Below are 25,520 nucleotides of genomic sequence, written 5' to 3'. Positions count from 1 at the left end.
CGGCCGTGGCCACGCTCTCGAACTACGGTACTGCGATTACCAAGGCACGCCAGGGAACTGCGGTTTGCCATTCGCGGAGTCTTTCGGCCACACCAGCACGACCTGCTTGCCCTGGTGCTGGCCCATGCGCTGCACGAAGTTCGGGTTGTCGCCGCCGGCGTTGAACTGTACGCGGCCGATCAGGGTCTGGGCGTCGGTCTTGCGCATTTCTTCGATCACGCCGCCGTTCTTGATGGTGCCCTTGTCGGCCGCGCGTGCGATCGCCTGGAACAACAGCATCGACTGCACGTAGCCGAACTGGCCGAGGTAATCCGGCTCCTTGTTGTGCAGCTTCTTGTAGCCTTCGCCGAATGCCTTGCCTTCCGGCGTGGTGAAGTTCACCGGGAAGGGCAGCACGGCGGTGCCGTACACCTTCGGCATCAGGTCGGGGAAGTCGGCCGCCATCTTCGGCGTGGCCAGCGACCAGACGCCGGCGATCGCCTTCACCGAAGTCGGTTTCAGCACGCGCGCGGCGCGCAGGATGCCGACGTAGTCGTTCTCGTAGCCGACCATGGCGATGAATTCCGAACGGTCTTGCAGCTTGACCTTGTTCAGGATCGGCTTGAAGTCGGTGATGGCCGGATCGAAGGCGTGCATGCCGACCTTGATGCCCTTGGCGCCCAGGGTTTTCTGGACGTCGGTGGCCAGGCCTTCGGTGGCGTCCTTGGTCGAGTAGATGATCGAGACCGACTTCACGCCCAGGTCCGAGATCAGGCCGACCAGCGCCTTCTGGTAGCCGGCGGTGTTATTAATGCGGAAGAAGTTCTTGCGGCCGGCCTGCACCAGGCCGTCGTCGACGCCGCCCGAGGTGATGTAGGCCAGGTTCAGCTTGCCGGCGGCGTCGGACGCAGGCGAGATGTTGTTCGAACCATAGCCGCCGGTGACGGCGACCACGCCTTCGCTGGCCAGCTTTTCGACCGCCGCCACGGCTTTCGCCGGGGCGGATTCATCGTCCACGGTCACCAGCTTGATGGTGTGCTTGCCGTTGGTCTTGTTGAAGACTTCGGCGGCGACGCGGATGCCTTCCTGGGTGCCCATGCCGACGCGCGCCAGCGGGCCAGTCAGGGGGATCTGGACGCCAACTTTAAATTCTTCTGCCTGTACCGTTGCCGCGCCGGTTGCCGCCACGATTGCCAGGACGATGCTTGATGCCTTCTTCATGTCTCCACCTTTTCAGTAATGTTCATGGGGTTTGCTGCAGCCGGTGTTGAATGCACCGGCAAGGTCTTTACTGCCTCTTTCTAATTCTTCCGGCAAGCCGGTCGCCCGGCCGCATCGTGCGGCCCGGTTTGAAAACGGGTGCTGCTCAGCCGAGGTTGCGGCCCATGCTCATTTCGACGCCGCGCACCAGCCGCACCAGGCGCGGGCCGAGGTCCTCGACCAGCTTTTCCTGCGGCAGCAGGAAGGACGGACCGCCGCAATTGAAGGCCATGGTCTTGGCCGGATCGGGGTCGATCAAGGGCACGCCGACGGCGCTGATGTTGGCGTCCCACAGCCCGGAAGACATGCAAAAGCCGCGGTCCTGGTAATCCTTGAAGCCCTGTTCGAGGTCGGCCTTGATCTTCGGCCAACCGGTCTCGGTCTGCAGGCGGATGTGGTCCATCAGGAAGTCGCGGTCGTTCTGCGGCAGGCCGCACAGGTAGGCCTTGCCCATCGCGGTGGTCGCCAGCGGGATACGCGACCCGGCGTCGCGCCGCAAGGTGACGGCCGCACTGCCGCGGCAGGCTTCCACGTACACCATCGACAGCCGGTCGCGGATGCCGATCGCCACGCTGCACTGGGCGTATTCGGCCAGTTCCTGCATGGCGGGGCGGGCGAGTTTACGCACGTCGAGGTTCGCCAGCAGCGTGTAGCCGAGCGCCAGCACGGCGGCGCCCAGCTGGTAGCGGCCCTGGTCGGCGGAATAGGTGAGGTAACCGAGGCGGGTCAATGTGTAGGTCAGGCGCGAGATGGTCGGCTTCGGCATCGCCGTGCGGCGCGCCATCTCGCTGTTGGTGAGATAGGTCTCGCCGGGGCGGAAGCAGCGCAGGATTTCGAGGCCGCGCGCCAGGGCCGTCACGAACTGGCGGTCCTTGGCTGCATCGTCTTCGAATGACTCGATCTCGTGTTGCATGGGTTCCTTCGTTGTCTCGGTGCCCGGCATCTGTGGCCGGGTCTGGTCTGAGCGGATATTCACATAAGCGAAAGAAGCGTGTCAACTGTTTCGTGAAATGGTCGTTCGCAGTGCGAAACAACTTTCAACTTCTCTTATGAGGCGCTGTGCAGAAACATCCGTAAGGCAATCTTTTAGCCTCCGTACATACCCGGAACACGCGATCGATCTGGGCATTTACAGCGCCGCCGAAAATGCGGTATCGTTGATTTCGCTGAAAAATGCAAAACATAATTCCGCACAGCGAAACACAGCAGCGAACCTCACTGCACACCCACAAGGAGACAGGCTTGAACACTTCCGCCGCACCCGCCAGCGTTGCACACACCCGCCACGACGACATCCTGCTGGTCACGATCGACAACCCGCCCGTCAATGCGCTCGGCGTCGACGTGCGGCGCGGCCTGATGACGGCCATCGAAGCGGCCGACGCCGACCCGGCCGTGAAGGCCGTGGTCATCGTCGGCGCCGGCCGCAACTTCCTCGGCGGCGCCGACATCCGCGAGTTCGGCAAGCCGCCGCAAGCGCCCGCGCTGCCGGACGTCTGCAACAGCATCGAAGCTTGCACCAAGCCGGTGGTGGCGGCGATCCACGGCGCGGCCCTGGGCGGCGGCTTGGAAGTGGCGCTCGGCGCGCATTACCGCGTCGCCCTCGGGACGGCGAAACTGGGCTTGCCGGAAGTGCTGCTCGGCCTGTTGCCGGGCGCCGGCGGTACCCAGCGTACGCCGCGCCTGATTGGCGCGCCGGCCGCACTGGAACTGATGCTCAGCGGGCGCCATATCGGCGCCAAGGAAGCGGCGAAGCTCGGCCTGGTCGATAAGCTGGTCGAAGGCGAAGATGCGGCTGCTGCCGGCCTGGCCTATGCGCGCGAACTGATCGCTTCCGGCGCCGCACCGCGCCGCACCAGCGAAGCGAGCGCACTGAGTGACCGCTCGAGCACGCAGGCGGCAATCGACGCCGCCCGCGCCGAGACGTCCAAAAAGGCGCGCGGCCTGTTCTCGCCGCTGAAAATCGTCGATGCCGTGCAGGGCGCGCTTGACCTGCCTTTCGGCGACGGCATGGCGCTCGAACGCAAGCTGTTCCTCGCATGCCTGGACAGCCCGCAGCGCGCCGGCCTGGTGCACGCCTTCTTCGCCGAGCGCGAGGCGGCCAAGGCGCCGGAAACCCGTTCGGCCCAGCCGCGCGCGATTGGCAGCGTCGGCATCGTCGGCGGCGGCACCATGGGCGCCGGCATCGCCGTGGCGGTGCTGGACGCCGGCTTGCCGGTGACGATGATCGAACGCGACGACGAAGCGCTGGCCCGCGGCCGCGCGAATGTCGAGAAGGTCTACGATGGCTTGATCGCCAAGGGCCGCATCAAGGCTGAGGCCAAGGATGCGATCATGGCGCGCTTCAAGGGCAGCAGCAGCTACGATGCGCTCGGCGAGGTCGACCTGGTGATCGAAGCCGTGTTCGAAGACATGGCCGTGAAACAGGCCGTGTTCAAGGAACTCGACCGCGTCTGCAAGCCGGGCGCCGTGCTGGCGACGAACACCTCCTACCTCGACATCGACCAGATCGCAGCCTCCATCTCGCGTCCGCAGGACGTGATCGGCCTGCACTTCTTCTCGCCGGCGAACATCATGAAGCTGCTCGAGATCGTGGTGCCGGCGCAGGTCGCCGCCGACGTCGTCGCCACCGCCTTCGAGCTGGCGAAAAAACTGAAAAAGACCGCGGTGCGCGCCGGCGTCTGCGACGGCTTCATCGGCAACCGCGTGCTGGCCGTGTATGGCGCCGCCGCCCAGGCCATCATGGAGGACGGCGCTTCGCCCTGGCAGATCGACAAGGCGGTGCGCGACTTCGGCTATCCGATGGGACCCTTCCAGGTCTCCGACCTGGCAGGCGGCGACATCGGCTGGGCCACGCGCAAGCGCCGCGCCGCCACCCGCGATCCAAAGGCGCGCTACGTGCAGATCCCGGACCGCATCGCCGAGCGCGGCTGGTTCGGCCAGAAGACCGGCCGCGGCTACTACCTGTACCCGCAAGGCGCGCGCATCGGCACGCCGGACCCGGAAGTCGAAGCGATCATCGACGCCGAACGCCAGCGCGCCGGCATCACCCCGCGCAGCTTCACCGACGAGGAAATCGTGCGCCGCTACCTGGCCGCGATGATCAACGAAGGCGCGAATGTCGTGCACCAGAAGATCGCGCTGCGTCCGCTCGACGTCGACGTCACTTTTGTCCATGGCTACGGCTTCCCGCGCTACCGCGGCGGCCCGATGCATTACGCCGACACAGTCGGCCTCGACAAGATCCTGGCCGATATCCAGGAGTTCGCGAAAGAAGACCCGCTGTTCTGGCAGCCGTCGCCGCTGCTGGTCGACCTGGTCGCGCGCGGCGAGAAGTTCGCCAGCCTGAATAAATAACATACCCGGAAAACCCACAGGAGACTCGCCATGCGCGAAGCCGTCATCGTTTCAACCGCCCGCACGCCGCTGACCAAGGCGCACCGCGGCGAATTCAACATCACTTCCGGCCCGGAACTGGCCGCCTTCGCCGTACGCGCCGCCGTCGAGCGCGCCGGCATCGACCCAAGCCTGATCGAGGACGCGATCCTCGGCTGCGGCTACCCGGAAGGCACGACGGGGCGCAACGTCGCGCGCCAGACCATCATCCGCGCCGGCTTGCCGATCACGATCGCCGGCACCACGGTGAACCGCTTCTGCGCCTCGGGCCTGCAGGCGATCGCCATCGGCGCCGGCCGCATCATCGTCGACGGCGCCCCTGCCGTGATCGCCGGCGGCGTCGAATCGATCTCGCAGATCCGCACCCGTGACAGTGGCGACTCGGGCATGGACCCATGGATTTTGGAGAACAAGCCGGCGCTCTACATGCCGATGATCGAGACCGCGGACATCGTCGCCGCGCGTTACGACATCTCGCGTGAGGCGCAGGACCGCTTCTCCGCGGAGAGCCAGCGCAAGACCGAAGAAGCGCAGCTGGCCGGCCGCTATGCCGAAGAGATCGTCGCCTGCACCACCACCATGGCGGTGACCGACAAGGAAACCAAGGCGGTCACCAAGCGCGAAGTCACCGTCAGCGAAGACACCTGCAACCGCCGCGGCACCACCTACGAAGGCCTGGCCAAGCTGGCGCCGGTGATGGGCGAAGGCCATTTTGTGACCGCCGGTAATGCTTCGCAGCTGTCGGACGGCGCCTCGGCCTGCGTCATGATGGAAGCGAAGGAAGCCGAGCGCCTCGGCCTGACCCCGCTTGGCGCCTTCCGCGGCATGGCTGTGGCCGGCTGCGAGCCGGACGAAATGGGCATCGGCCCGGTGTTCGCGGTGCCGAAACTGCTGGCGCGGTTTGGCTTGAAAGTGGAAGACATCGACCTGTGGGAGCTGAACGAAGCCTTTGCGTCGCAGGCGATCTACTGCCAGCAAACGCTCGGCATTCCGGATGAACGCCTGAACGTCAACGGCGGCGCGATTTCGATCGGCCACCCGTTCGGCATGACCGGCGCGCGCCTGGCGGGCCACATCCTGCTGGAAGGCCGGCGTCGTAAAGCGAAGTATGCCGTCGTCACGATGTGCATCGCCGGCGGCATGGGCGCGGCCGGCCTCTTCGAGATTTTCTAACAGGATCGCATTTAAGGAATCCCATGGACCTGAATTTCACCCCGCAAGAAGAAGCCTTCCGCGCCGAAGTGCGCGCCTTCCTGGCCGAGAAGCTGCCGGCGCGCCTGTCCAATAAAGTCGCTGAAGGCCAGCACCTGAGCAAGGCCGACATGGAAGAGTGGCACGCCATCCTCAACGAGCGTGGCTGGCTGGCGAACCACTGGCCCGAGGAATACGGCGGCCCGGGCTGGAGCGCCGTCGAAAAATTCATCTTCGAGAACGAGAGCGCCATTGCCCACGCGCCGCGTATCGTGCCCTTCGGCGTCAACATGCTCGGGCCGGTGCTGATTAAGTACGGCAATGAAGCGCAGAAGGCCTACTGGCTGCCGCGCATCCTGAACGGCGACGACTGGTGGTGCCAGGGTTATTCGGAACCGGGCGCCGGTTCGGACCTGGCGGCCGTGAAAACCACCGCCGTACGCGGCACCGACGCCCAGGGCGAGCACTACATCGTCAATGGCCAGAAGACCTGGACCACGCTCGGCCAGCATGCCAACATGATCTTCTGCCTGGTGCGCACCGACCGCGAAGCGAAGAAGCAGTCCGGCATCAGCTTCCTGCTGATCGACATGAACTCGCCCGGCATCGAGGTGCGTCCGATCATCACGCTCGACGGCGAGCATGAAGTCAACGAAGTGTTCTTCACCGACGTGCGCGTGCCGCTTGAGAACCTGGTGGGCGAGGAAAATGCCGGCTGGACCTGCGCCAAGTACCTGCTGACCTACGAGCGCACCAACATCGCCGGCGTCGGCTTCTCGGTGGCGGCGCTGGCGCGCTTGAAAAAGATCGCCGCGCGCCAGACGCGCAACGGCAAGCCGCTGCTGGAAGACCCGTCGTTCGCGTCGCGCCTGGCGCGCGTCGAGATCGACCTCGAGAACATGAAGACGACCAACCTGCGCGTGATCGCGGCGGTGGCCGGTGGCGGCGTGCCCGGTGCGGAAAGTTCGATGCTCAAGATCCGCGGCACCGAGATCCGCCAGGAGATCACTTCGCTGGCGCGCCGTGCGATGGGCGTGCATGCGCGGCCGTTCAGCCAGGACATGCTCGACGCCGACTACCAGGGCGAGCAGTTCGGCCCGGACTTCGCGGCCGCCGCTTCGGCCCAGTACTTCAACAACCGCAAGCTGTCGATCTTCGGCGGCTCCAACGAGATCCAGAAGAACATCATCTCGAAGATGATCCTGGGCCTGTAAGGGGTAGCAGATATGAACTTTGAACATACCGAAGAACGGCGCATGCTCGCCGACAGCCTGAACCGCTTCATCGCCGAGCGCTATGGCTTCGAAACCCGCAACAAGATCGCGGGCAGTGCCGAGGGTTATTCGCCCGAGATGTGGAACCACTTCGCCGAACTGGGCGCCATCGGCGTGCTGATGCGCGAGGAAGATGGCGGCTTCGGCGGGGCCGGTTTCGACATCGCCGTCGTCTTCGAAGCGCTGGGCCGCGGCCTGGTGGTCGAGCCGCTGCTGGCTTCCGCCGTGCTGGCGGGCGAAGCGATCGCCGCCGCCGGCAGCGAGGCGCAGCGCGGCCTGTTGGAAGGCATCGCCGACGGCAGCACGATCGCCAGCTTCGCCCACGACGAGCCGGATACGCATTACGAACTGGCGCGCGTTGGCCTGATGGCCACACGCCAGGGCGAGGGCTGGGTGCTGAATGGCGTGAAATCGACCGTGCCGCTGGGCGAACAGGCGGCGGTCTTCGTCGTCTCGGCGCGCACCGCCGGCGCGGTCGACGACGAAGCCGGCATCTCGCTGTTCCTGGTCCCGGCCGGTACGGCCGGCGTGACGGTACGCGGCACGCCGACCATCGACGGCGGCCACGTGGCCGAGCTGCGCTTCGAAGACGTGCTGCTGGAAGGCGGCGCGCTGCTGGGCGCCGAGGGCGAAGGCTTTGCCACGCTCGAACGCGCGACCGGGCGCGGCATCCTGGCGCTGTGCGCGGAGGCCCTGGGCGCGATGGAAGCGGCCAAGGCGGCCACGCTCGACTACCTGCGCACCCGCAAGCAGTTCGGCGTCCCGATCGGCAGCTTCCAGGCGCTGCAGCACCGCATGGCCGACCTGCTGCTGGAAATCGAGCAGGCGCGTTCCGCCGTCATCAACGCCGCCGCCGCGCTGGACGCGGACCGGATCACGCGCGAGCGCGCCCTGTCCGCCGCCAAGATGAGCATCGGCCGCATCGGCACGCTGGTGGCCGAGGAATGCATCCAGCTGCATGGCGGCATCGGCATGACCTGGGAACTGCCGCTGGCACACTACGCCAAGCGCCTGGTGATGATCGATCACCAGCTGGGCGATGAAGACCATCACCTCGAGCGCTACATTGCCTTGGGACGGCAGGCCGCATGAGCGGGCTGCTGATCCGCACTGAAGGCGCGGTGCGGGTGCTGGTCAACAGCAACCCGGCCGCACGCAATGCGATCACGCCGGCGCTGTACGACGCCTTGCCGGCGGCGCTGGAAGAAGCCGCTGCCGATCCGGCGGTCGGCGCCATCGTCTTCACCGGCGACGGCGACTTCTTTTGCGCCGGCGGCGATTTGCGCCAGCTGGCCACGCGGCGCGACCTGAGTGTGCCCGAACGGCTGGACAAGATCGGGCGCCTGCACGCGCAGATTCGCGCGCTCCAGGCCTGCCCGAAGCCGGTGATCGCGGCGGTCGAGGGCGGTGCGGCCGGCGCCGGCATGTCGCTGGCGCTGGCTTGCGACCTGGTCGTCGCTGCCGAGAATGCCTTCTTCACGATGGCGTATGTGAAGGTGGGCCTGAGTCCGGACGGCGGCGCCACGGCCTTCCTGTCCGAATTCCTGTCGCGCCAGCAGATGATGGAGCTGTGCCTGCTGGGCGAGCGGATTCCGGCCGAGCGCCTGCATGCGCTGGGCGTGGTGAACCGGCTGGTAGCGAAAGGCAGCGCGCTGGCCGAAGCCTTGACGCTGGCCGAACGCATCGCCGGCGGGCCAGCGAATGCCGCCGCGCGCATCAAGCGCCTGTGCGCCCATGCCGGCCACGCCAGCCTGGACCAGCAGCTCGACCTGGAAGCGCAGCTGATGGCCGAATCGCAGGGCGACGACGAGGCGCAGGAAGGCATCAACGCCTTTTTCGAGAAACGCGCGCCGGATTTCGCCGCCTTGCGCGGTAAGAAATAAGAATACGGCCGGGCGCCACGGTGCCCGGCGATACTGGAGACACATCGTGACAAACAAATCCTCCCTGCCGCTGGCCGGCGTGCGCGTCCTCGACCTGTCGCGGGTGCTGGCCGGACCCTGGTGCGCCATGGTGCTGGGCGACATGGGCGCCGAGGTGATCAAGGTCGAGCATCCGCAGCGCGGCGACGATACGCGCGACTGGGGTATGCGCGTCGGCGACACCGAGACGGCTTACTTCAACAGCGTCAACCGCAACAAGCGTTCGGTTTGCCTCGACCTCAAGACCCCGGAAGGCCAGCAGATCGCGCGCGATTTGATCCGCAAGAGCGACGTCGTCATCCAGAATTTCAAGTTCGGCGACATCGAGCGCCTCGGCCTCGGCTACGACGAACTGGTGAAAGAGCAGCCGGGCCTGATCTACTGTTCCATCACCGGCTACGACCGCACCGGACCGGAAGCGGCGCGTCCCGGCTACGACCTGGTGATCCAGGGCGAGGCCGGCCTGATGGCCCTGAACGGCGAGCCGACCCAGCCGCCGCTGAAGTTCGGCGTCGCCGCGGTCGACATGATGACCGGCATGTACGCGGCGCAGGGCGTGCTGGCGGCGCTGTTCGACCGCGAACGCACGGGACTGGGCCGCCACGTCGGCATGGCCCTGTTCGATTGCGGCCTGATGATCACGGCCTACTATGGCCTGGAAGCGCTCTTGCGCGGCAACGACCCGCCGCGCTACGGCAACGCGCACCCGTCGATCATGCCGTATGGAGTCTACGAAGCCGAGGACGGCCCGCTGGTGATCGCGGTCGGTAATAACAGCCAGTACCTGCGCTTTTGCACCGAGGTCATCGAACGGCCGGACCTGGCCAGCGACGAGCGCTTCAAGACCAATCTCGAGCGCACCAAACACCGCGAGGAACTGGCGCCGCAGCTGCGCGCGGCGGTCGCGGCGCGCAAGCGCAAGGACCTGCTCGAACGGATGAGCCAGGTCGGCATTCCCTGCGGCGAAGTGGCCGGCCTGCACGAGGCGATGACCTCGAAGCGCGCGGTCGATTCGGGGCTGGTGACGCAGATGGCGCATCCGGTGGCCGGGACGGTCGACGTGATGGCTTCGCCGTATCGCTTCAATGGCGAGCGCCTGCCGGTGCGCAGCGCGCCGCCGACGCTGGGGGAGGGGACGGGGCAGGTGCTGGCGGAGCTGCTGGGGCTGTCGGAAGAGAAGTTGCAGGGCTTGAAGGAACGCGGCGTCGTTTAACATCGAGGCCGCGTTGGTGTGGGCGGTGTATGGCGGGCATGCCCGCCGGTTCGCGCCGATGTGAACCGCGATACATGCGCCGTCGAAACGCCGCACATTCCGCCCGCCAACACCCCAAATTATTTGTTCCTGTCGCGCTTTAACTCCCGCGCACCGCGGCCTAGAGTGAATGGACGTCGTCCGTTCATGGGAGCCGCATCATGTCTTCACGTCCGTTTTTTCCGGCCGTCATCGTCACGCTGTTGACGGCCTGTATGTCGGCCACGGCGGTCCAACCGCGCGCCGATCTGCTCGGTACGGCGGTGCCGGCGAGCGCCGCGACCCGTGTCGTCAATCTCGGTGCGGATACGCATTATGTAAATGTCGTTGCCGGCGATACCATTCGCTTCGTGAACGGTTCCGGCGAGTTCGGCTGGAGCTTCAACGTCAGCCCGATCGTGCAAGTGTTCGACCTGAACCAGGTGGCGCCAAGCGGTGCGCTGGGCCACGAGGTGCGCGTGTATGTGCTGCCCGATCCGCGCTATTCCGAGCGGACCGAGTTCAACAGCCACGACCGCCAGGACGCGCGCGCCCCGGCGGTGATTCGCTGACGCTACCGCTTATTTACCCGCGTTCAAGGCACGCAAGAACTGCCCCTTGATCTTGCCGCCCTCGACCGTGCCCAGGATGACGTTGGCGATGGTGCCGCCCTTGCTGTCCAGGCCGTCGATGTCGTTCGGGTTGTACATCGCCGGCAGGGAAGTAAACGCCTTTTCCATCTGGCCGCGGATGGCGGTGGCGTCGGTCGTGGTGCCGGCCAGTTTCATGGCGGCCACGGTCGCGTGCACGGCCGAATAGTTCAGGCTGATCTCCGTGCTCGGGTCCTTGCCGGGATTCAGTTTGCGGTAGCGCTCGGTAAAGGCGACCGCTTCCGGACGGGTGTCGTTTGCCAGCGGCATCACGCCGATCGCGCCTTCCAGCGGTGCGATGCCGCCGACCACTTTCGCCATTTCATCGAGCTTGGCCTGGTCGAGCACGATGAAGCCGCCCTTGAAGCCCAGTTCGCGCGCCTGCTTGGCCACCAGCGCAGTCGGTTCCGAAGCGCCGCCGATGAACATGACGTCCGGCTTCGACTGCATCGCCCGCGAGACGCCGCTGTAGAAATCGGTCGCCTTGTTGTACGACATCGGGTTTTCCGCGACGATCTTGCCGCCGGCGGCTTCCCAGGCCGGCTTGAAGGCGGCCGACCAGGCTTTGGCGTAGTCGTGGTCGGCCTGGACCATGGCGACGTTCTTGCCGAAGCGTGTCATCATCGCCTTGGTGAACGGCGCGATGTAGCCGGTGAAGTCGGGCGGGATGCGGATGGTGAGCTTGTTGCCGCGCTCGGTCACCTGCGGCAGGCTGGTATAGGCCAGCAGCAGCAGGTTCGAGCGCTCGTTCATGCCCTGCACCGCGAACACGCCGCCCGAGTGCGGCACCAGCACGGCCGCGGTCTTGTGCTGCTGCACCAGGCGCTGGACGTTGATGCCGGTTTCGGCCGGGTTGTACTTGTCGTCGAGGGCCACGATCTCGACCTTGTAGTTCTTGCCGCCGATCTGCAGCGGCTTGGCATTGATCTCGGCGGCGGCCATTTCCATGCCACTGAGAACGTTCTTGCCATAGAGGGCGGCGCCGCCGGAGAGCGGACCGGAGTAGCCGATCTTGATGACTTCCTGGGCCTGGGCGGCGCCGGTGGCGAATGCCATGGCGGCGGCGGCCGCGGCCAGCAGGGTACGGCGGGTGAATTTGGCTTGCACTTTCATTTTTGCGTCTCCTAAGTTCTACTTGTTGTGGTTGCTACTGGGGTGGGTTGGCGTCTGTGCGCCACGGGTCTATGCCCCGATATACGCCTTGCGCACTTGCGCGTTATTCAATAACTCGTCGCGGCCACCTTCCATCACGATGTGACCCTGTTCGATCACATACGCGCGGCTGGCGATGTTCAGTGCTGCATACGCGTTCTGCTCGGCCAGCAGCACCGTGGTGCCGGCCTTGTTGATGCGCGCGATCACCTCGAACATCTGTTTCACCACCAGCGGCGCGAGACCCAGCGAGGGTTCGTCCAGTAGCAGCGCCTTCGGCCGGCCCATCAGCGCGCGGCCGATCGCCACCATCTGCTGCTGGCCGCCGGAGAGCGAGCCGGCCGGCATGTCCTTTTTCTCGTGCAGGATCGGGAACAGGCCGAACACTTCCTCGAGCGACTTTTTCGTCCCTGCCGCATCGCGCCGGTGCACGTAGGCGCCCAGCGTCAGGTTCTTCAGCACCGACATGCCGGGGAAGAGCTTGCGCCCTTCCGGGCAGTGCACCAGCCCGTCGGCCACGATCTGCGAAGGCTTGCGCCCGACCAGTTCGTGGTTGCCGAAGCGGATGCTGCCCGTGCTGGCGCGCTGCAAGCCGCTCATGGTAAGGAAGATCGAGCTTTTGCCGGCGCCGTTGGAGCCGAGCAGCACCACCAATTCGCCTTCGTCGGCATGGATCGAGACGTCGTGCAGGGCGCGGAAACTGCCGTAGGAGAGCGAGACCTTGTCAAGCCGCAACATGTTCGCTCCCCAGGTAGGCTTCGATCACGACCGGGTTAACGCGGATTTCGGCGGGCGTGCCGGCGGCGATCTTTTCGCCGTAGTTAAGGACCAGGATCTGGTCGGCGAGGTTCATGATCATGTCCATCTTGTGTTCGATCAGGCAGACGGTCAGCCCGCTGGCGGCCATCTTGCGGATCAGGTTCGCCAGGCCCACCGTCTCTTCGGGATTGACGCCGCCGGCCGGTTCGTCCAGCAGCAGCAGGGTCGGATCGGTCGACAGCGCCAGCGCAAAGGCGACGCGCTTCCTTTCCTCCTGCGAGATGTCGCCGGCGATGCGGTTTTCCACGTGGCCCAGGCCGACGAAATCGAGCGCCGCGCGCGCCTTGTCGCGGCAGATGCGCTCCTCTTCCTTCAGGCGTTTCGAGCCGAGGATGACGTCGAGCAGGCCAGATTGCGTGCGCAGGCGGTGGCCGACGATCAGGTTGTCGAGCACGGTCGCGGTATCGAACAGGGTCGTCGACTGGAAGGTGCGCGCCATGCCGAGCCGCGCCACCTGGTCGGCGCGCAATCCGGTGACATCGCGGCCGTCGAAGGTCACCTTGCCCGAGGTCGGGGCGATGGCGCCGCTGACCAGGTTGAAGAAGGTGGTTTTACCCGCGCCGTTCGGGCCGATGATGGCGTTGATCGTGCCGCGCTCAAAACGAACGCTGACGTCGTTGACGGCCGCCAGGCCGCCAAAGCGCTTGGTGAGCGAATCGATTTCAAGCATGGGTCGCTCCTTTCGCGGTGGTGAGCGGCGCGACGGCCGGCGCCGCAACAGGCGCCGCCGCTAATGCTTCCTTGCGACGTTTGCGGTTCATGTAGGTGCCGACGATCCCGTACGGCAGGAAGATCACCAGCAGCACCAAGAGCGGCCCGAAGACGACGAAGCGGTAATCCTGCAGCACCTGCAGGTACTGGGTCAGCCAGGGCACGCCGATCGCGCCGAGCAGCGGGCCGAGCAGGGTGCCGATGCCGCCGACCAGCATGTACATCGTCATGTCGAAGGTATGCTCGACGCTGGCCACGCCGGGGCCGATGAAGCGCACGAAGCCCGCGTACAGGCCGCCGGCCAGGCCCGAGAAGAACACCGAGAGCATGAACGCGAGCAGCTTGTTGCGCATCAGGTTGATGCCGAGCGCCTGCGCCAGGTCGTCGCCGTTGCGGATCGCCATGAAGGTGCGCCCCAACAGCGAGCGCACGATGCGGTGCATGATCCAGAGACTCAGTACGAGGAACAACAGCACCAGGTAGTACTGCGGGCGCGGCGCCGAAAAATCGATGCCGGCGATCGACTCCGGCGCCGGGATGCCGATGATGCCGACCGTGCCGTGGGTCAGGCTTTCCCATTTCTCGATCACGAGGTACATGATGTAGCCGACGCACAGGGTGAAGATCGAGAAGAAGTGGGTCTTCAGGCGCAAGGACACCAGGCCGACGAAAAAGCCGAGGAAGGCGGCGACCACGCCGGACAGGGCGAACGCGATCCAGAACGGCACCTGGTGGTCCACCGTCAGGATGCCGACCGTGTAGGCGCCGACGGCCATGAAGCCGCTGTGCGCCAGGTTGTACTGGCCGGTATAGCCGGTGATCAGGTTCAGGCCGATGGTGGCGATGGCGTAGATGTACGCCGTCGACATCACGGTCAGGTGGTAGTCGTTCCCGGCCAGGAAGGGAAACAGCAGGGCCAGCACCAGCAGCAGGCTCCAGCCGACGGTTGGGTTGAACAATTTCATCAGTGGGCCCCCTTGGCGAACAGGCCTTGCGGGCGCACCGACAGGATCAGCACCAGGATCGCGAAGGCGATGATGTCCTTGTAGTCGGTCGAGATGTAGAAGGCGCCGAAGGCTTCGGCAAAGCCGAGGATCAGGCCGCCGACGATCGCGCCCGGCACGCTGCCCATCCCACCGAGCACGATGATGACGAAGGCCTTGGTGATCACCAGGTTGCCCATCGAGGTGTAGACCAGGTTGATCGGCGCATACAGCACCGCGGCCACGCCGGCCAGCGCGCCGGCGATGGCGAAGGTGAGCATCGCCACGCGGGTGGCGTCGATGCCGACCAAGGCCGCGCCTTCGCGGTTCTGCGCCATGGCGACGATGGTCGCGCCGGTGATCGTCTTCTTCAGGAACAGCTGCAGCAGGGCGACCAGCAGGAACGCCGCGGCGATGATCAAGAGGCGCTGCGCCGGTAACGTAAGCCCGCCGAATTCGAGCAGCTGGTTGTACGGCGTCTCCATGCGGTGGAAGTCCGCACCCCAGATCGCCTGGGCGCCGGCTTCCAGGAACAGCAGGATGCCGATCGAGGCGATCATGTGGTGCAGGTAGGGGGCCTTGCGCAGCGGATGGAACACCAGGCGTTCGGACAGCACCGAGATCAGCGCGACCACGACGGCGGCGCCGAGCATGCCCCACCAGTAGCCGAGGCCCAGCTTGTTCATGATGAAAAAGGCCGAGTAGGCACCCGCCATGTAAAAGGCGCCGTGGGCGAAGTTCGGCACGTGCAGGATGCCGTAGACGAGCGTGAGCCCGAGTGCGACCAGGCTGTAGACCCCGCCCAGGGTCAGCCCGTTGAGGACTTGTTGCAGGAAAAGCTCCAAAATCGTGTCTCCATTATTGGTGTGATCGTTTTTTGATTTGGATGCTGCCGGCGAGGCACATAATTACCGCATGACGGCACCTCGTGGCATGGAACGGATGAGGGAGGAGAAGGCGGGGCCACAGTAGGTTGAGCTACAGGACAGGGCCGCACGGGCAAGGCTGCCCGCGTTTATATTCGCCAACACATGATGCGTGAACATGCGACTCCTCGGCAGTAGATGCGCACGCGGCGCACCAGGTGGATTCAGCGATTTGGTTTTGCTACGCGAAACTGCAGGGTGTAAAATGGAACGAAAAAAGGATACGATAATTTCAGGTGAGTAGCAACGTTTTGTTGTCTGTACACAATCGTGGCAAACATAAGGCGAAGTGCCGCGTGTTGATGATTGTGTATTGATACAGCTCATCTGCCAGTACGGCAAGGGCAGTGTGCCATGCCTTGCGTTCCGCGGCAAAGCCTCTTTCAGAAGGCAAGCCGGCTTCACAACGTCCACACCGGGATCCATCCATGCAAGCGAACGACACCAATACGGCCGGGTCCGATCCTGGAGGCGAAGACATCCTTGATCCTGCGCGCAAGAACGAGGAGCGCTATTTCATCACGGCGCTGGCGCGCGGGCTCGAGGTGCTGTCGTGCTTCCGCTCGGCCGACAAGGGCCTGACCAACCAGCAGATCGCCGAGCGCTGCGGCCTGCCGAAATCGACTGTCACCCGTTTTACTTATACGCTCACGCGCCTGGGCTACCTGGTGCAGGAAAGCGGCGGGCGCTTCGTGCTCGGCACCGCCACCCTGGGCCTGGGCAGCGCGATGCTGGCGCGCCTCGACATCCGCCAGATGGCGCGTCCGATGATGCAGGAACTGGCCGATTTTTCCGGCACCACGGTCTCGATCGCGGTGCGCGACCGGCTCTCGATGATCACCGTCGAAGTCTGCCGCAGCACGGCGGCGCTGGCGCTGTCGCTGCAGGTCGGCTCGCGCATGCCGCTGGCGGTGTCGGCGATCGGCCGCGCCTACCTGGTGCGGGCCAGCGAGCAGGAAAAGCGCGACATCCTGGCGCGCTACCAGGAACTCGACGAGATGGCCTATAAAGCGCTGGTCGAGGCGATCGCCCGCGGCACGCGCGACTACGCGCAATATGGCTGCACCACTTCCTTCGGCGAGTGGCAGAAGGACGTCAACGGCATCGCCGCCGGCTTCTATCCGATCGGCGGCAACCAGCTGATGTCGATCAACTGCGGCGGACCGTCCTCGAGCGTGTCGCAGGAATTCCTGCTCGACGAGGTACGCCCGCGCCTGATCGAGATTGCGGCAAGGCTGGAGTCCTAGGATGGCGTCGCAGGCGTTCGGGTGACCATGACTCCTTTCGCGGGCCGGCTTGCCTCATCCTGCAAAACGTTCTCGTCATTTTGGTGTCCAAGAGGGGAAGCTCCGACGACAAGGACGGTGGAGGACATGCCATGGCTGACGCTACCGATCATGAGAAGCAATTGCTCAAGCTTGAAATCGAAAAGCATGCGCACGAACGCTGGTGGCAAGAAGACGAACTGGTCAATCAGCGGACGACCTGGCTCCTGACCACGCAGGCAGTGCTCGGCACTGCCTACGGATTCCTGCTGTATCGAATTGCAGAGGTGAGATACAGTTTCGCGGATCCCCCCGTCGCCAATGCCGCGCATTACATCGATGTGCTGTTGATGCTGACGCATTTTTTGGCCGTGATCGGCATCGGAAGCGCGACCATGTCCATGGCGGGCATTTTCGCGGCTTGCCGCGCCCAATATGCCTTGCGCAACAATTCGCCCTTCCTGGGGGTGACGCCGGGGACGACGGCGGTAGGCCAGCTCGTCGCCGTCGGAACCCCCGTCCTGTTCATCATGGCATGGATTGGGAGCTTCCTGTTAACGTGGCTGGTTTCCGATTGGACGCCCGGTCGCTGAGCGCATCTACGGCCGTTACGCTATAGCCGGCCGGTCGTCATGCCCTGGCCGATCGCGCGGTAGTCCTGACCCTAGCGCCGGAGCCTCGCCAGCGGCGCCGCCAGCACGCGCCGCGCGACCGCGGCATCCACCCGCATGACACGCATGAAGATCCTGGCGGCGCTCTCTCCGAAGACGGCGCGGATGAGCTGCGCGCGGTAGACCAGCGTCGACATCCGCCCGTCGCACCGGGCATAGCGCTGCCCGGCGTCATAGGATGGGCTATCGGGCACCGGAAGGGTCCCGAGATTTCAATGTGGTCATGGGCGAACGGTTTTTCATGGCGTGGTCGTCGAGGAAGTGGGCCAGCGCGTCATTACAAATGAAACCCGCTCCCGTATCCAGTGCCGTCCCTGTAAGAATCGTTACCAAACGTCTCAATCCATCTCAGGCGGAGGCCATGCGCCCGGCATCCAGTTGCGCGACCAGCTGCGCCAGCGGCACCGGGCGGTGGTACAGGAAGCCCTGCATGCAGGCGTCGCCGTGCTCGGCCAGGTAGCGCGCCTGCGCCTGGGTTTCGATGCCTTCGGCCACCACGCGCAATCCCAGGTGGCCGGCCATCGACAGGATCGACTGCACGATCGCGGTATCGTTGCGGTCGCCAGGGGTATTGTCCATGAAGCCCTTGTCGATCTTGAGTTCGTGCAGCGGCATCTTGCTGAGGTAGGCCAGGTTCGAGTAGCCGGTGCCGAAGTCGTCGATCGAGAAGCGCACGCCCAGGCCGGCCAGTTCGTGCATGCGCGCGATGGTCTGGCCGATGTCTTCGATCAGCAGGCCTTCGGTGACTTCGAAGATGAACTGCTGCGGCGCGGCGCCGGTTTCCGCCAGGATGGCGCTCACTTGGCGCACGAAGTCGGGCTGGCGGAACTGCAGCGGACTGACGTTGATCGACAGCGGCAGCGGGTGGCCGGCGCGCTCCAGGGCGAGCGAGGCGGCGCAGGCCTGGCGCAGCGCCCAGGTGCCGAGCGCGACGATCATGCCGCTCGATTCCGCCACCGGGATGAACACGTCGGGCCGCACCCAGCTGCCGTCCGCGCGCTGCCAGCGCATCAGGAGCTCGGCGCCGACCGGCGCGCCGTCGCGGTCGACCTGCAACTGCAGGTGCATCGCCAGTTCGCCGCGTTCCAGCGCCTGCGCCAGGTCGCGCTCGAGCATCAGCTTGTGCTGGGCCTCGGCCAGCATGGCGCTTTCGTACAGGACGACGCCGTTGCGTCCGGCCGCCTTGGCGTGGTACATCGCGGTGTCGGCGGCGCGCAGCAGGTCGGGCGCGCTCGCTCCCGGATGGGGTGGCAGGGCGACGCCGATGCTGGCCGTGACCAGGCAGGGCTGGCCTTCCAGGTCGAGCGGCGCGGCCAGCGCGCGGCTGACCCGGCCGGCCACGTCCAGTGCGCGGCGGGTGGCGCCGGCGCTGTCGAGGTCGAGTCCCTCGAGCAGGACCACGAATTCGTCGCCGCCGATGCGCGCCACGGTGTCGCCCGGGCGCACTGCCTGCGCCAGGCGCGCCGCGGCATGCCCGAGCAGGGCGTCGCCCACCGCATGGCCGCGCGCATCGTTGACGTTCTTGAAGTTGTCGAGGTCGAGGTAGAGCACGGCGCCGGGCGCGCCTCCACTCCTGGCGGCGGCGAGGACGGTGTCGAGTCGCTCCATGAAGTAACGCCGGTTCGGCAGTCCGGTCAGGACGTCGTAGAAGGCGAGGCGGTGGATCGCGTCAGCCGCCGTGCGCCGTTCGGTGATGTCGCGGCCGACGACCACCCAGTGGCTGGCTTGCTCGCCGGCGTGCGCGAACGGCACCGCCTCGAGCTCGACCCAGAAGGCGTCGCCGTCGCCCGTATAGATCATCAGTTCGGCATTGCAGGGTTGGCCGGCGCCCATCGCCGCGAGAATGCGCGCCAGTACCGCCGGATCGGTGTCCGGCCCGCGCAGCAGGTGCAGGCTGCGCCCGACCACCTGGTCGCGGGCGTAGCCGGTGCGGCGCAGGAAGGCGTCGTTGACGAAGGTGATTGGCTGGAATGTGCCCGAACTTGTGCCCGAACTTGTACCCGCATGCGGACCCGGATTGCCGCTGGCCCGCGTGATCAGCACCATGTCGTTCAGGCGCGACACCGCCGCCGAAGTCAGCTCCAGTTCTCCCAGCGAGCGTGCCAGTCCCTTGAGGAGGGTGGTACAGGTGATCGTCAGCATCAGGCCGATGGTGGCGTAGTTCAGTGCCGCGACCACCGAGGATTTGAAGGGTTCATGCTCCCAGCCGGGCACGTTCAGGCCGACGTGGCCGACCGTGCCGAGCGCGACCAGCGAGACGGCGCCGAGCGCCAGCGCCAGCAGGGCCGGACGCAAGCTCAGCAGGATGGCCGCGATCAGCGGCGGCCCCAGCAGGTAGCTCAGGCTGGCCGGCCCGACGAACAGCATCAGCACGATTCCGAGCAGGTAGATCACCGCCAGGAAGTGAAACACCCGCGCTTCGTACGACAGGCGTTGCAGGCGCCAGATCGCGAAGATCCAGAGCAGGGCGACGGTGTCGGCAAGCACCACCGGCCACATCCCCACCTGGAGCAGGAAAGGGATGATCGTGAGCGTCGAGGCGGTGCCGCCGATCAGGACGACGACCAGCAGGGAAGAAAAAATGCGCTCGCGCCAGCCGGCGAAATCGTTGACAGTGACCATGCGTCGGTTGCAATGTACGCCACGAGAGCGCGGCGGTACTCGGTTCATTGGAACTGAGAATGATAAATTGCCTAGACGTAACTGTCACGACATTTCCGCCTGGCGCAGCGCATTGCGTCCACAGAAGATGCGTGGTGTTGTTTCGTGCTGCTAATATCCGGCGTCGAGCTGGGTTGCCGTCAGGGCCTTCATCACCGCGAACACGCCGCTCGCGCGCAGGATGCGCCGCTCGCCCACCACCAGGTCGCATTCGGCAAAAGCGACGCGCGCGCCGATGCGGCCGATGCGCACCCGGGCTTCGAGCCAGTCGCCGGGCCGGGCGGCGTCGAGGAAGTCGGTGCCGAGGTTGACCGTCACGAACGAGTTGCGCCCTTCGCAGGACATCTGCAAGCCCAGGCCGAGGGCGGAATCGGCCAGGCTGGCCAGCATGCCGCCGTGGACGATGCCGCGCATGTTGGCATGGCGTTCAGTCATCTGCATGGCGATCGTGATCGCCTCGCCGTCGCGCCGGCAGTACAGGTCGCCCAGGCTGGCCATGTAGGGGCCGCCCCGCTTGAGGCGTTCGAATCCTTGCGGCACACTGCCGCCGTTCTGTTGTGGTGTCATGTTCACTCGTGTTGCTGAAAAAGATACGGCGGCCCGAAGGCCGCCGTGCGTGCTGCATCTTACCCGCATCGTACCTGATGCGGGCCGGAGCCCGTCATCAGAACATGTGCATGATGCCGGCCGTGGCGCGGTTGGCCGAGTCGCTGCCCGGGGTGACGATGCCCTGCGCCAGGTTGATGATGCCGGCGCCGAAGCCCGCCGCCGTGCCCGAGGCCAGGTCGACCACGTTGCTGGTGTTGGCGCGGCTGTACGCGGTGTAGAACGTGGTGCGCTTGCTCAGCGCATAGCGCGCGATCAGGTGGTACTGCTGCGAATCTTCGTTGAGGCGGTCGCCGTAGCGCTTGGTGTGGTAGACCGCGCCGGTCAGGGTCAGGGCAGGGGCCACCGGCACGTCGACGCCGACGCCGAGCACGGCAATCGTGCGGTTGGTGCTGTCGACTTCGTTGCGGATGTAGGTGCCCTTGATCACGGCCGCCGGCATGCTGTACTTGGCGCCGACGCCGTAGGAAGTCAGCAGGTCGCTATCCAGGTTGTTCTTCATGCGCGCGTAGGCGCCGGCGGCGCCGAACGGGCCGGCGTTGTAGAACAGCGAGGCGCCCTGGTAGGAGCTGCGCTGGATGCCCTCGCCCTGCTCGCCGAAGGCGCGCATCAGGCCGACGCCGAAGCCGGCGAAGGTCGGCGACACGTACTTGATCGAATTGGTCTGGCGCAGGGCGCTGTTGCCGGCGCCGTTGGCGCCGAAGGTGCCATAGACCGCGCCGAAGTTCATCGCGCCGAACAGCACGTTCGGGCTGGTGGCCGCGAATGCCAGGCCCATCGGGTCGGCCAGGCCGACCGAACCGATACCGAGGATGTTCTGGCGGCCGATGTCGATCGAGCCGAAGGCGCCGGTCAGGCCAACGGTGGCTTCGCGGTCGAACAGCGAGGTGGTCGGCGGCGTGCCCGAGTTGACGCCGGCGGCGCCAGTATCGTTCAGCAGGGTGCCCTCGAGGGTGAAGCGGGCCTTGAGGCCGCCGCCCAGGTCTTCGGTACCCTTGAAGCCCCAGCGCGAGACCTGCATCTGGCCGGCTTCGACGGTGGTGCGGTCGCCCGTCGTGCCGTCGTTGGTGACGTGGGTGACGCCGGCATCGACGATGCCGTAGATGGTGACGCTGGTCTGCGCCGAAGCGGTCGACATGCAAGCGGCGAGCGCGGCCATTGCAAGGATGGTCTTCTTCATTAGTGCGGTCTCCTGGTTTTCGGTGTGCTCCGGCCCCGACGAGGCCGGATGGCAATGCTGCAGGGTATAGCGGCGGCGTTTCTCTTGGTGGAACTGTGCCATCTATAATGAAACTGTATTTTCTTGGATCAATATTGTCAACGACTTAATGCCGCCTGCGAAGGCTTTGTGCAATTTCGCACAGGAATAGTTGTTCAAGATGATAGAGATCATCCACGATTACGCGCAGCAATGACAGGGGCAGGCGCGCTCATCTTCGCCGAATGTACAAAAAAACAACGGGCAGCCACATAAGATGCGGCTGCCCGTCGGCTTGGATGCGGGGCGAGTAGCCCCGCGGGTCGGAATCAGTCTTCCTCGTGGAAGGCTTCCTCGCGCTTCTTGCGCAGCGACGGCGACAGCACCACCGCCATGGCCAGCGCGGCCAGGCCGAGCATGACGGCGCTGATCGGGCGCTGGACGAACACCAGCGGATCGCTGTGCGAGAGCAGCAGCGCGCGGCGCAGGTACTCTTCCATCATCGGACCGATGATGAAGCCCAGCAGCATCGGCGCCGGCTCGGCGCCCAGTTTTGCGCAGATGTAGCCGAACAGGCCGAAGATCGCCATCAGGTAGACGTCGAACTCGTTGTTGTTCAGGCTGAAGACGCCGATCGCGCAGAACATCAGGATCGCCGGATACAGGCGGTGGTAAGGCACCATGATCATCTTGACCCAGAGGCCGATCATCGGCAGGTTCAGCACCACCAGGAACAGGTTGCCGAACCACATCGACACGATCAGGCCCCAGAACAGCGCAGGCTGCTCGGTCATCACGGCCGGACCCGGCTGGATGCCCTGGATGATCATCGCGCCGATCATCAGCGCCATCACCGGGTTCGACGGAATGCCGAGGGTCAGCATCGGGATGAACGAGGTCTGGGCGCCGGCGTTGTTGGCCGATTCCGGCGCCGCCACGCCCTCGATCGCACCCTTGCCGAAATTGGCCGAGTTCTTCGAGATCTTCTTTTCGATCGAGTACGACGCGAACGAGGCGAGCATGGCGCCGCCGCCCGGCAGGATACCGAGGGCCGAGCCGAGCACGGTGCCGCGCAGGACCGGCGCGATGATGCGCTTGAAGTCGTCCTTGGTCAGCATCAGGCCCTGCACCTTCTTCATCATCACCGAGCGCGATTCGTCGTGCTCGAGGTTGCGGATGATCTCGCCGATACCGAACATGCCCATCGCCACGATCACGAAGTTGACGCCGTCGGCCAGTTCCGGCAGGTCGAAGGTGTAGCGCGCCAGGCCCGAGTTGACGTCGGTACCGATCAGGCCGAACAGCAGGCCGAGGATGACCATGCCGATCGCGTTCAGGAGCGAACCGCTGGCCAGCACGACCGACGCCACCAGGCCCAGCACCATCAGCGAGAAATACTCGGCCGGGCCGAATTTCAGCGCCAGTTCGGCCAGCGGCGGCGCGAACAGGGCCAGCAGCACGGTGGCGACCGAACCGGCGAAGAAGGAACCGATTGCGGCCGTGGCCAGCGCCTTGCCGGCCTGGCCATTGCGGGCCATCTGGTAGCCGTCGATGGCGGTCACGACCGAGGACGATTCCCCGGGCAGGTTGACCAGGATGGCGGTGGTCGAGCCCCCGTACTGGGCGCCGTAGTAAATGCCCGAGAGCATGATGAGTGCCGACACCGGCGGCAGGCCGAAGGTGGCCGGCAGCAGCATCGCGATGGTGGCGACCGGACCCAGGCCCGGCAGCACGCCGACGGCAGTGCCGACGAACACGCCGATCAGGCAGTAGGCGAGGTTGGTGAGGGTAAAGGCGGTTTCGAGACCCAGCCCGAGATTAGCAAAGATTTCCATGATGTCTTCTTAATTACCGAACCAGGGGCCGAGGATGGGCATCGGCAAGCCGAGCAGCTTGACGAACATGAGCACGGCGAACGCGGCCAGGCCAACGGCCAGCACGATGTTGGCTTTCCAGGTGAACTTGGGACTGGCGTACGCGGCCATCAGCACCAGCACCAGCACGGCCGGCACCAGGCCCGCTTTGCGCATCAGGAAGCCGAACAGCAGCACGGCGACCAGCACCAGCACCAGTTCCTTGATGTGGAACCTGCCGATCGCTTCGCCGTTGCGCACGAAGGAGCGGATCACGCCGACCAGGCCGACCAGGCTCAGCAGGGCGCCGAGGACGACCGGGAAATAGGCCGGACCCATGCGGCCGGCCGAGCCCATCGGGTAGTCGAGGCCGATGATGATGGCGGCCAGCCCGAAGAACAGGAAGATGATGCCGGTCCAAAAGTCTTTGGGGTGGCGGATGAAAGATGGCACTGCGCGCTCCTTTGCTTCTTATAAAAAAGCGTTACTTGATGAATGCGGTCGAGCTCGGCGTCGCGGCGGCAGGGGTGTCTCCATCCCGTCGCTGTACGCGCAGCGGACCGGCCGCGGGAAGTGATCCCGCGCGGCAGTCCGCCCCTGCTTCTTTACGGGTCAGTCGGCGTAGACGCCGGCCTTGGTGATGATCGGCGCCCAGCGCTCGATCTCGGACTTGACGTGGGCGCGCAGCGCTTCCGGCGTCGCGCGTTTTTCCGCCACCGGCTCGGTGCCGAGGTCGGCGAAACGCTGCTTGACGTTCGGATCCTTCAGGGCCGTCTGCAGGGCGCTGGCAAGGGTGTCGACGATCGGTTTCGGCGTGCCTTTCGGCGCGTACAGGCCGTGCCAGACCGCGACCTCGAAGTTCGGCAGGCCCGATTCGTTCAGGGTCGGCAGTTCCTTCATGAACGGCAGGCGCGCCTTGGTGGTCACGCCGTAGGCCTTGATCTTGCCGCTCTTGACCTGGCTGGTGGTGTTGGTGGTCTGGTCGCACATGAAGTCCACCTGGCCGCCGAGCAGGTCGTTCATCGCCGGGCCGGTGCCCTTGTAGGGCACGGTGGTGAGGTCGGTGCCGATCGCCGTCATGAACAGCATGCCGCACAGGTGCGAGGCCGAGCCGACGCCGGCGTTGGCGTAGGTGACCTTGTCCTTGTTCGCCTTGACGTAGGCCAGCAGTTCCTTCATGTCGCGCGCCGGGAAGTCCTTGCGTGCGACGATCATCATCGGCACGTCGGTCACCAGTCCGATCGGCTCGAAGTCGGTCTGCGCGTTATAGCTCAGCTTGCGGTAGAGCGAGGGCGCGGTCGAGTGGCCGATGTGGTGCAGGAACAGGGTGTAGCCGTCCGGAGCGGCCTTGGCGACGCGCGCGGCGCCGATCGTGCCGCCGGCGCCGCCGACGTTCTCGATGATGATCTGCTGCTTGAGCTTGGTGCCCATCGACTGGGCCACCAGGCGCGCGACGGTGTCGGTGGGGCCGCCGGCGGCGAACGGAACGATCATGGTGATCGTCTTGGTCGGGTAGTTCTGGGCATGCGCCAGTGCGCTGCCAAACAATGCCAGGCATGCGGCGGCGCGCATCAGGGTGATTTTCATGGTGTCTTCCTCGGTCTCTGTTTATAAGTTATGCCCAACCGTCCACCCGATTCACGCGATTCTCCGGCAGGCCGGGGCCCGCGCTCGGATCTTGTTGAACAGGTATGTACTCAGGCTTCGGTTGTACCAGTAAATAATCTTATTTGCAACTAAGGGAAAACCGCAATTGCATGCCATGCAACGCT

General features: G+C 65.4%; 23 protein-coding genes. 9 read left to right on the top strand and 14 right to left on the bottom strand.

Going from position 1 to position 25,520, the window contains the following annotated elements; translation table 11 throughout:
• Window positions 1-36: 36 nt before the first annotated feature.
• Together IFT60_RS01180 and IFT60_RS01175 are read right to left on the bottom strand one after the other, a co-directional pair.
• On the bottom strand, window positions 37-1,200 hold the full coding sequence (locus tag IFT60_RS01180) for an ABC transporter substrate-binding protein (RefSeq protein ID WP_192048578.1): 1,164 nt from the start codon (window positions 1,198-1,200) through the stop codon (window positions 37-39).
• Between the two features lie 145 nt (window positions 1,201-1,345).
• Window positions 1,346-2,152, bottom strand: coding sequence for an IclR family transcriptional regulator (locus IFT60_RS01175; protein WP_192048576.1), 807 nt, complete (start codon window positions 2,150-2,152; stop codon window positions 1,346-1,348).
• A gap of 260 nt (window positions 2,153-2,412) precedes the next feature.
• Between IFT60_RS01175 and IFT60_RS01170 the strand changes: the two genes are divergently transcribed.
• The 7 genes from IFT60_RS01170 (at window position 2,413) to IFT60_RS01140 (ending at window position 10,825) form a co-directional block, all read left to right on the top strand.
• Entirely contained in the window at window positions 2,413-4,596 is a 2,184-nt protein-coding gene (locus IFT60_RS01170; RefSeq protein WP_192048574.1) for a 3-hydroxyacyl-CoA dehydrogenase NAD-binding domain-containing protein, read from the top strand.
• 30 nt (window positions 4,597-4,626) lie between these two features.
• Window positions 4,627-5,808, top strand: a complete 1,182-nt coding sequence (locus IFT60_RS01165; RefSeq protein ID WP_192048572.1) for an acetyl-CoA C-acyltransferase — start codon at window positions 4,627-4,629, stop codon at window positions 5,806-5,808.
• Between the two features lie 23 nt (window positions 5,809-5,831).
• A complete protein-coding gene (locus IFT60_RS01160) occupies window positions 5,832-7,040 on the top strand; it encodes an acyl-CoA dehydrogenase family protein (protein WP_192048570.1) in 1,209 nt (402 codons plus the stop codon).
• 12 nt (window positions 7,041-7,052) lie between these two features.
• Window positions 7,053-8,192: an acyl-CoA dehydrogenase family protein gene (locus IFT60_RS01155; protein ID WP_192048568.1), complete on the top strand. Its 1,140-nt coding sequence runs from the start codon at window positions 7,053-7,055 to the stop codon at window positions 8,190-8,192.
• Window positions 8,189-8,983: an oxepin-CoA hydrolase, alternative type gene (locus tag IFT60_RS01150; RefSeq protein ID WP_192048566.1), complete on the top strand. Its 795-nt coding sequence runs from the start codon at window positions 8,189-8,191 to the stop codon at window positions 8,981-8,983. Before IFT60_RS01155 ends, IFT60_RS01150 begins: the two co-directional genes overlap by 4 nt.
• Before the next feature lie 46 nt (window positions 8,984-9,029).
• Window positions 9,030-10,235, top strand: coding sequence for a CaiB/BaiF CoA transferase family protein (locus IFT60_RS01145; protein WP_192048564.1), 1,206 nt, complete (start codon window positions 9,030-9,032; stop codon window positions 10,233-10,235).
• Between the two features lie 200 nt (window positions 10,236-10,435).
• A complete protein-coding gene (locus IFT60_RS01140; RefSeq protein ID WP_229510624.1) occupies window positions 10,436-10,825 on the top strand; it encodes a CzcE family metal-binding protein in 390 nt (129 codons plus the stop codon).
• Between the two features lie 9 nt (window positions 10,826-10,834).
• Here the strand turns inward: IFT60_RS01140 and IFT60_RS01135 are convergent, their stop codons facing one another.
• The 5 genes from IFT60_RS01135 to IFT60_RS01115 all read right to left on the bottom strand — a co-directional run bounded on the left by IFT60_RS01135 (window position 10,835) and on the right by IFT60_RS01115 (window position 15,413).
• Window positions 10,835-12,016 (bottom strand): ABC transporter substrate-binding protein, encoded by a 1,182-nt coding sequence (locus tag IFT60_RS01135; RefSeq protein ID WP_192048562.1) that lies wholly within the window; start codon window positions 12,014-12,016, stop codon window positions 10,835-10,837.
• Between the two features lie 69 nt (window positions 12,017-12,085).
• Window positions 12,086-12,793: an ABC transporter ATP-binding protein gene (locus IFT60_RS01130; RefSeq protein ID WP_192048560.1), complete on the bottom strand. Its 708-nt coding sequence runs from the start codon at window positions 12,791-12,793 to the stop codon at window positions 12,086-12,088.
• Complete coding sequence (locus IFT60_RS01125) at window positions 12,780-13,544, bottom strand: ABC transporter ATP-binding protein (protein WP_192048558.1); 765 nt, start codon at window positions 13,542-13,544, stop codon at window positions 12,780-12,782. Before IFT60_RS01125 ends, IFT60_RS01130 begins: the two co-directional genes overlap by 14 nt.
• Window positions 13,537-14,550 (bottom strand): branched-chain amino acid ABC transporter permease, encoded by a 1,014-nt coding sequence (locus tag IFT60_RS01120; protein ID WP_192048556.1) that lies wholly within the window; start codon window positions 14,548-14,550, stop codon window positions 13,537-13,539. Before IFT60_RS01120 ends, IFT60_RS01125 begins: the two co-directional genes overlap by 8 nt.
• Complete coding sequence (locus IFT60_RS01115) at window positions 14,550-15,413, bottom strand: branched-chain amino acid ABC transporter permease (protein ID WP_192048554.1); 864 nt, start codon at window positions 15,411-15,413, stop codon at window positions 14,550-14,552. The genes IFT60_RS01120 and IFT60_RS01115 overlap by 1 nt, the downstream gene beginning before the upstream one ends.
• Window positions 15,414-15,922: 509 nt before the next feature.
• Here IFT60_RS01115 and IFT60_RS01110 point away from each other — a divergent pair.
• Window positions 15,923-16,741, top strand: a complete 819-nt coding sequence (locus tag IFT60_RS01110; RefSeq protein WP_192048552.1) for an IclR family transcriptional regulator — start codon at window positions 15,923-15,925, stop codon at window positions 16,739-16,741.
• 131 nt (window positions 16,742-16,872) lie between these two features.
• The gene (locus IFT60_RS01105) at window positions 16,873-17,352 is read left to right on the top strand and encodes a hypothetical protein (RefSeq protein WP_192048550.1); all 480 of its coding nucleotides are present in this window, start codon (window positions 16,873-16,875) and stop codon (window positions 17,350-17,352) included.
• 71 nt (window positions 17,353-17,423) lie between these two features.
• Here IFT60_RS01105 and IFT60_RS01100 read toward each other — a convergent pair whose 3' ends face one another.
• The 7 genes from IFT60_RS01100 to IFT60_RS01070 form a co-directional block, all read right to left on the bottom strand.
• Window positions 17,424-17,567: a hypothetical protein gene (locus IFT60_RS01100; protein WP_192048548.1), complete on the bottom strand. Its 144-nt coding sequence runs from the start codon at window positions 17,565-17,567 to the stop codon at window positions 17,424-17,426.
• 211 nt (window positions 17,568-17,778) lie between these two features.
• Window positions 17,779-20,052, bottom strand: a complete 2,274-nt coding sequence (locus IFT60_RS01095; protein WP_192048546.1) for a putative bifunctional diguanylate cyclase/phosphodiesterase — start codon at window positions 20,050-20,052, stop codon at window positions 17,779-17,781.
• A gap of 150 nt (window positions 20,053-20,202) precedes the next feature.
• Window positions 20,203-20,658, bottom strand: a complete 456-nt coding sequence (locus tag IFT60_RS01090; protein WP_192048544.1) for a PaaI family thioesterase — start codon at window positions 20,656-20,658, stop codon at window positions 20,203-20,205.
• Between the two features lie 97 nt (window positions 20,659-20,755).
• Entirely contained in the window at window positions 20,756-21,877 is a 1,122-nt protein-coding gene (locus tag IFT60_RS01085) for a porin (protein ID WP_192048542.1), read from the bottom strand.
• A 347-nt stretch (window positions 21,878-22,224) separates the two neighbouring features.
• A complete protein-coding gene (locus IFT60_RS01080; protein WP_192048540.1) occupies window positions 22,225-23,730 on the bottom strand; it encodes a tripartite tricarboxylate transporter permease in 1,506 nt (501 codons plus the stop codon).
• 9 nt (window positions 23,731-23,739) lie between these two features.
• Entirely contained in the window at window positions 23,740-24,201 is a 462-nt protein-coding gene (locus IFT60_RS01075) for a tripartite tricarboxylate transporter TctB family protein (protein ID WP_192048538.1), read from the bottom strand.
• A gap of 159 nt (window positions 24,202-24,360) precedes the next feature.
• Complete coding sequence (locus IFT60_RS01070) at window positions 24,361-25,335, bottom strand: tripartite tricarboxylate transporter substrate binding protein BugD (RefSeq protein ID WP_192048536.1); 975 nt, start codon at window positions 25,333-25,335, stop codon at window positions 24,361-24,363.
• Window positions 25,336-25,520: the final 185 nt, after the last annotated feature.

The organism is Massilia sp. CFBP 13721, assembly GCF_014842025.1.
GTDB lineage: Bacteria > Pseudomonadota > Gammaproteobacteria > Burkholderiales > Burkholderiaceae_D > Telluria.
The sequence above is the reverse complement of the archived record's forward strand: the minus strand, read 5'-3'. Positions and strand labels throughout refer to the sequence as shown.

What these genes read in the sequence shown, in the direction of transcription:
- IFT60_RS01170 (WP_192048574.1), top strand. Translation starts at nt 2,413, where the DNA reads ATGCAAAACATAATTCCGCACAGCGAAACACAGCAGCGAACCTCACTG.
- IFT60_RS01155 (WP_192048568.1), top strand. Translation starts at nt 7,053, where the DNA reads ATGAACTTTGAACATACCGAAGAACGGCGCATGCTCGCCGACAGCCTG.
- IFT60_RS01120 (WP_192048556.1), bottom strand. Translation starts at nt 14,550, where the DNA reads ATGAAATTGTTCAACCCAACCGTCGGCTGGAGCCTGCTGCTGGTGCTG.
- IFT60_RS01100 (WP_192048548.1), bottom strand. Translation starts at nt 17,567, where the DNA reads ATGTCGACGCTGGTCTACCGCGCGCAGCTCATCCGCGCCGTCTTCGGA.
- IFT60_RS01095 (WP_192048546.1), bottom strand. Translation starts at nt 20,052, where the DNA reads ATGGTCACTGTCAACGATTTCGCCGGCTGGCGCGAGCGCATTTTTTCT.
- IFT60_RS01140 (WP_229510624.1), top strand. Translation starts at nt 10,436, where the DNA reads ATGTCTTCACGTCCGTTTTTTCCGGCCGTCATCGTCACGCTGTTGACG.
- IFT60_RS01180 (WP_192048578.1), bottom strand. Translation starts at nt 1,200, where the DNA reads ATGAAGAAGGCATCAAGCATCGTCCTGGCAATCGTGGCGGCAACCGGC.
- IFT60_RS01090 (WP_192048544.1), bottom strand. Translation starts at nt 20,658, where the DNA reads ATGACACCACAACAGAACGGCGGCAGTGTGCCGCAAGGATTCGAACGC.
- IFT60_RS01150 (WP_192048566.1), top strand. Translation starts at nt 8,189, where the DNA reads ATGAGCGGGCTGCTGATCCGCACTGAAGGCGCGGTGCGGGTGCTGGTC.
- IFT60_RS01175 (WP_192048576.1), bottom strand. Translation starts at nt 2,152, where the DNA reads ATGCAACACGAGATCGAGTCATTCGAAGACGATGCAGCCAAGGACCGC.
- IFT60_RS01165 (WP_192048572.1), top strand. Translation starts at nt 4,627, where the DNA reads ATGCGCGAAGCCGTCATCGTTTCAACCGCCCGCACGCCGCTGACCAAG.
- IFT60_RS01085 (WP_192048542.1), bottom strand. Translation starts at nt 21,877, where the DNA reads ATGAAGAAGACCATCCTTGCAATGGCCGCGCTCGCCGCTTGCATGTCG.
- IFT60_RS01080 (WP_192048540.1), bottom strand. Translation starts at nt 23,730, where the DNA reads ATGGAAATCTTTGCTAATCTCGGGCTGGGTCTCGAAACCGCCTTTACC.
- IFT60_RS01105 (WP_192048550.1), top strand. Translation starts at nt 16,873, where the DNA reads ATGGCTGACGCTACCGATCATGAGAAGCAATTGCTCAAGCTTGAAATC.
- IFT60_RS01135 (WP_192048562.1), bottom strand. Translation starts at nt 12,016, where the DNA reads ATGAAAGTGCAAGCCAAATTCACCCGCCGTACCCTGCTGGCCGCGGCC.
- IFT60_RS01070 (WP_192048536.1), bottom strand. Translation starts at nt 25,335, where the DNA reads ATGAAAATCACCCTGATGCGCGCCGCCGCATGCCTGGCATTGTTTGGC.
- IFT60_RS01110 (WP_192048552.1), top strand. Translation starts at nt 15,923, where the DNA reads ATGCAAGCGAACGACACCAATACGGCCGGGTCCGATCCTGGAGGCGAA.
- IFT60_RS01130 (WP_192048560.1), bottom strand. Translation starts at nt 12,793, where the DNA reads ATGTTGCGGCTTGACAAGGTCTCGCTCTCCTACGGCAGTTTCCGCGCC.
- IFT60_RS01160 (WP_192048570.1), top strand. Translation starts at nt 5,832, where the DNA reads ATGGACCTGAATTTCACCCCGCAAGAAGAAGCCTTCCGCGCCGAAGTG.
- IFT60_RS01125 (WP_192048558.1), bottom strand. Translation starts at nt 13,544, where the DNA reads ATGCTTGAAATCGATTCGCTCACCAAGCGCTTTGGCGGCCTGGCGGCC.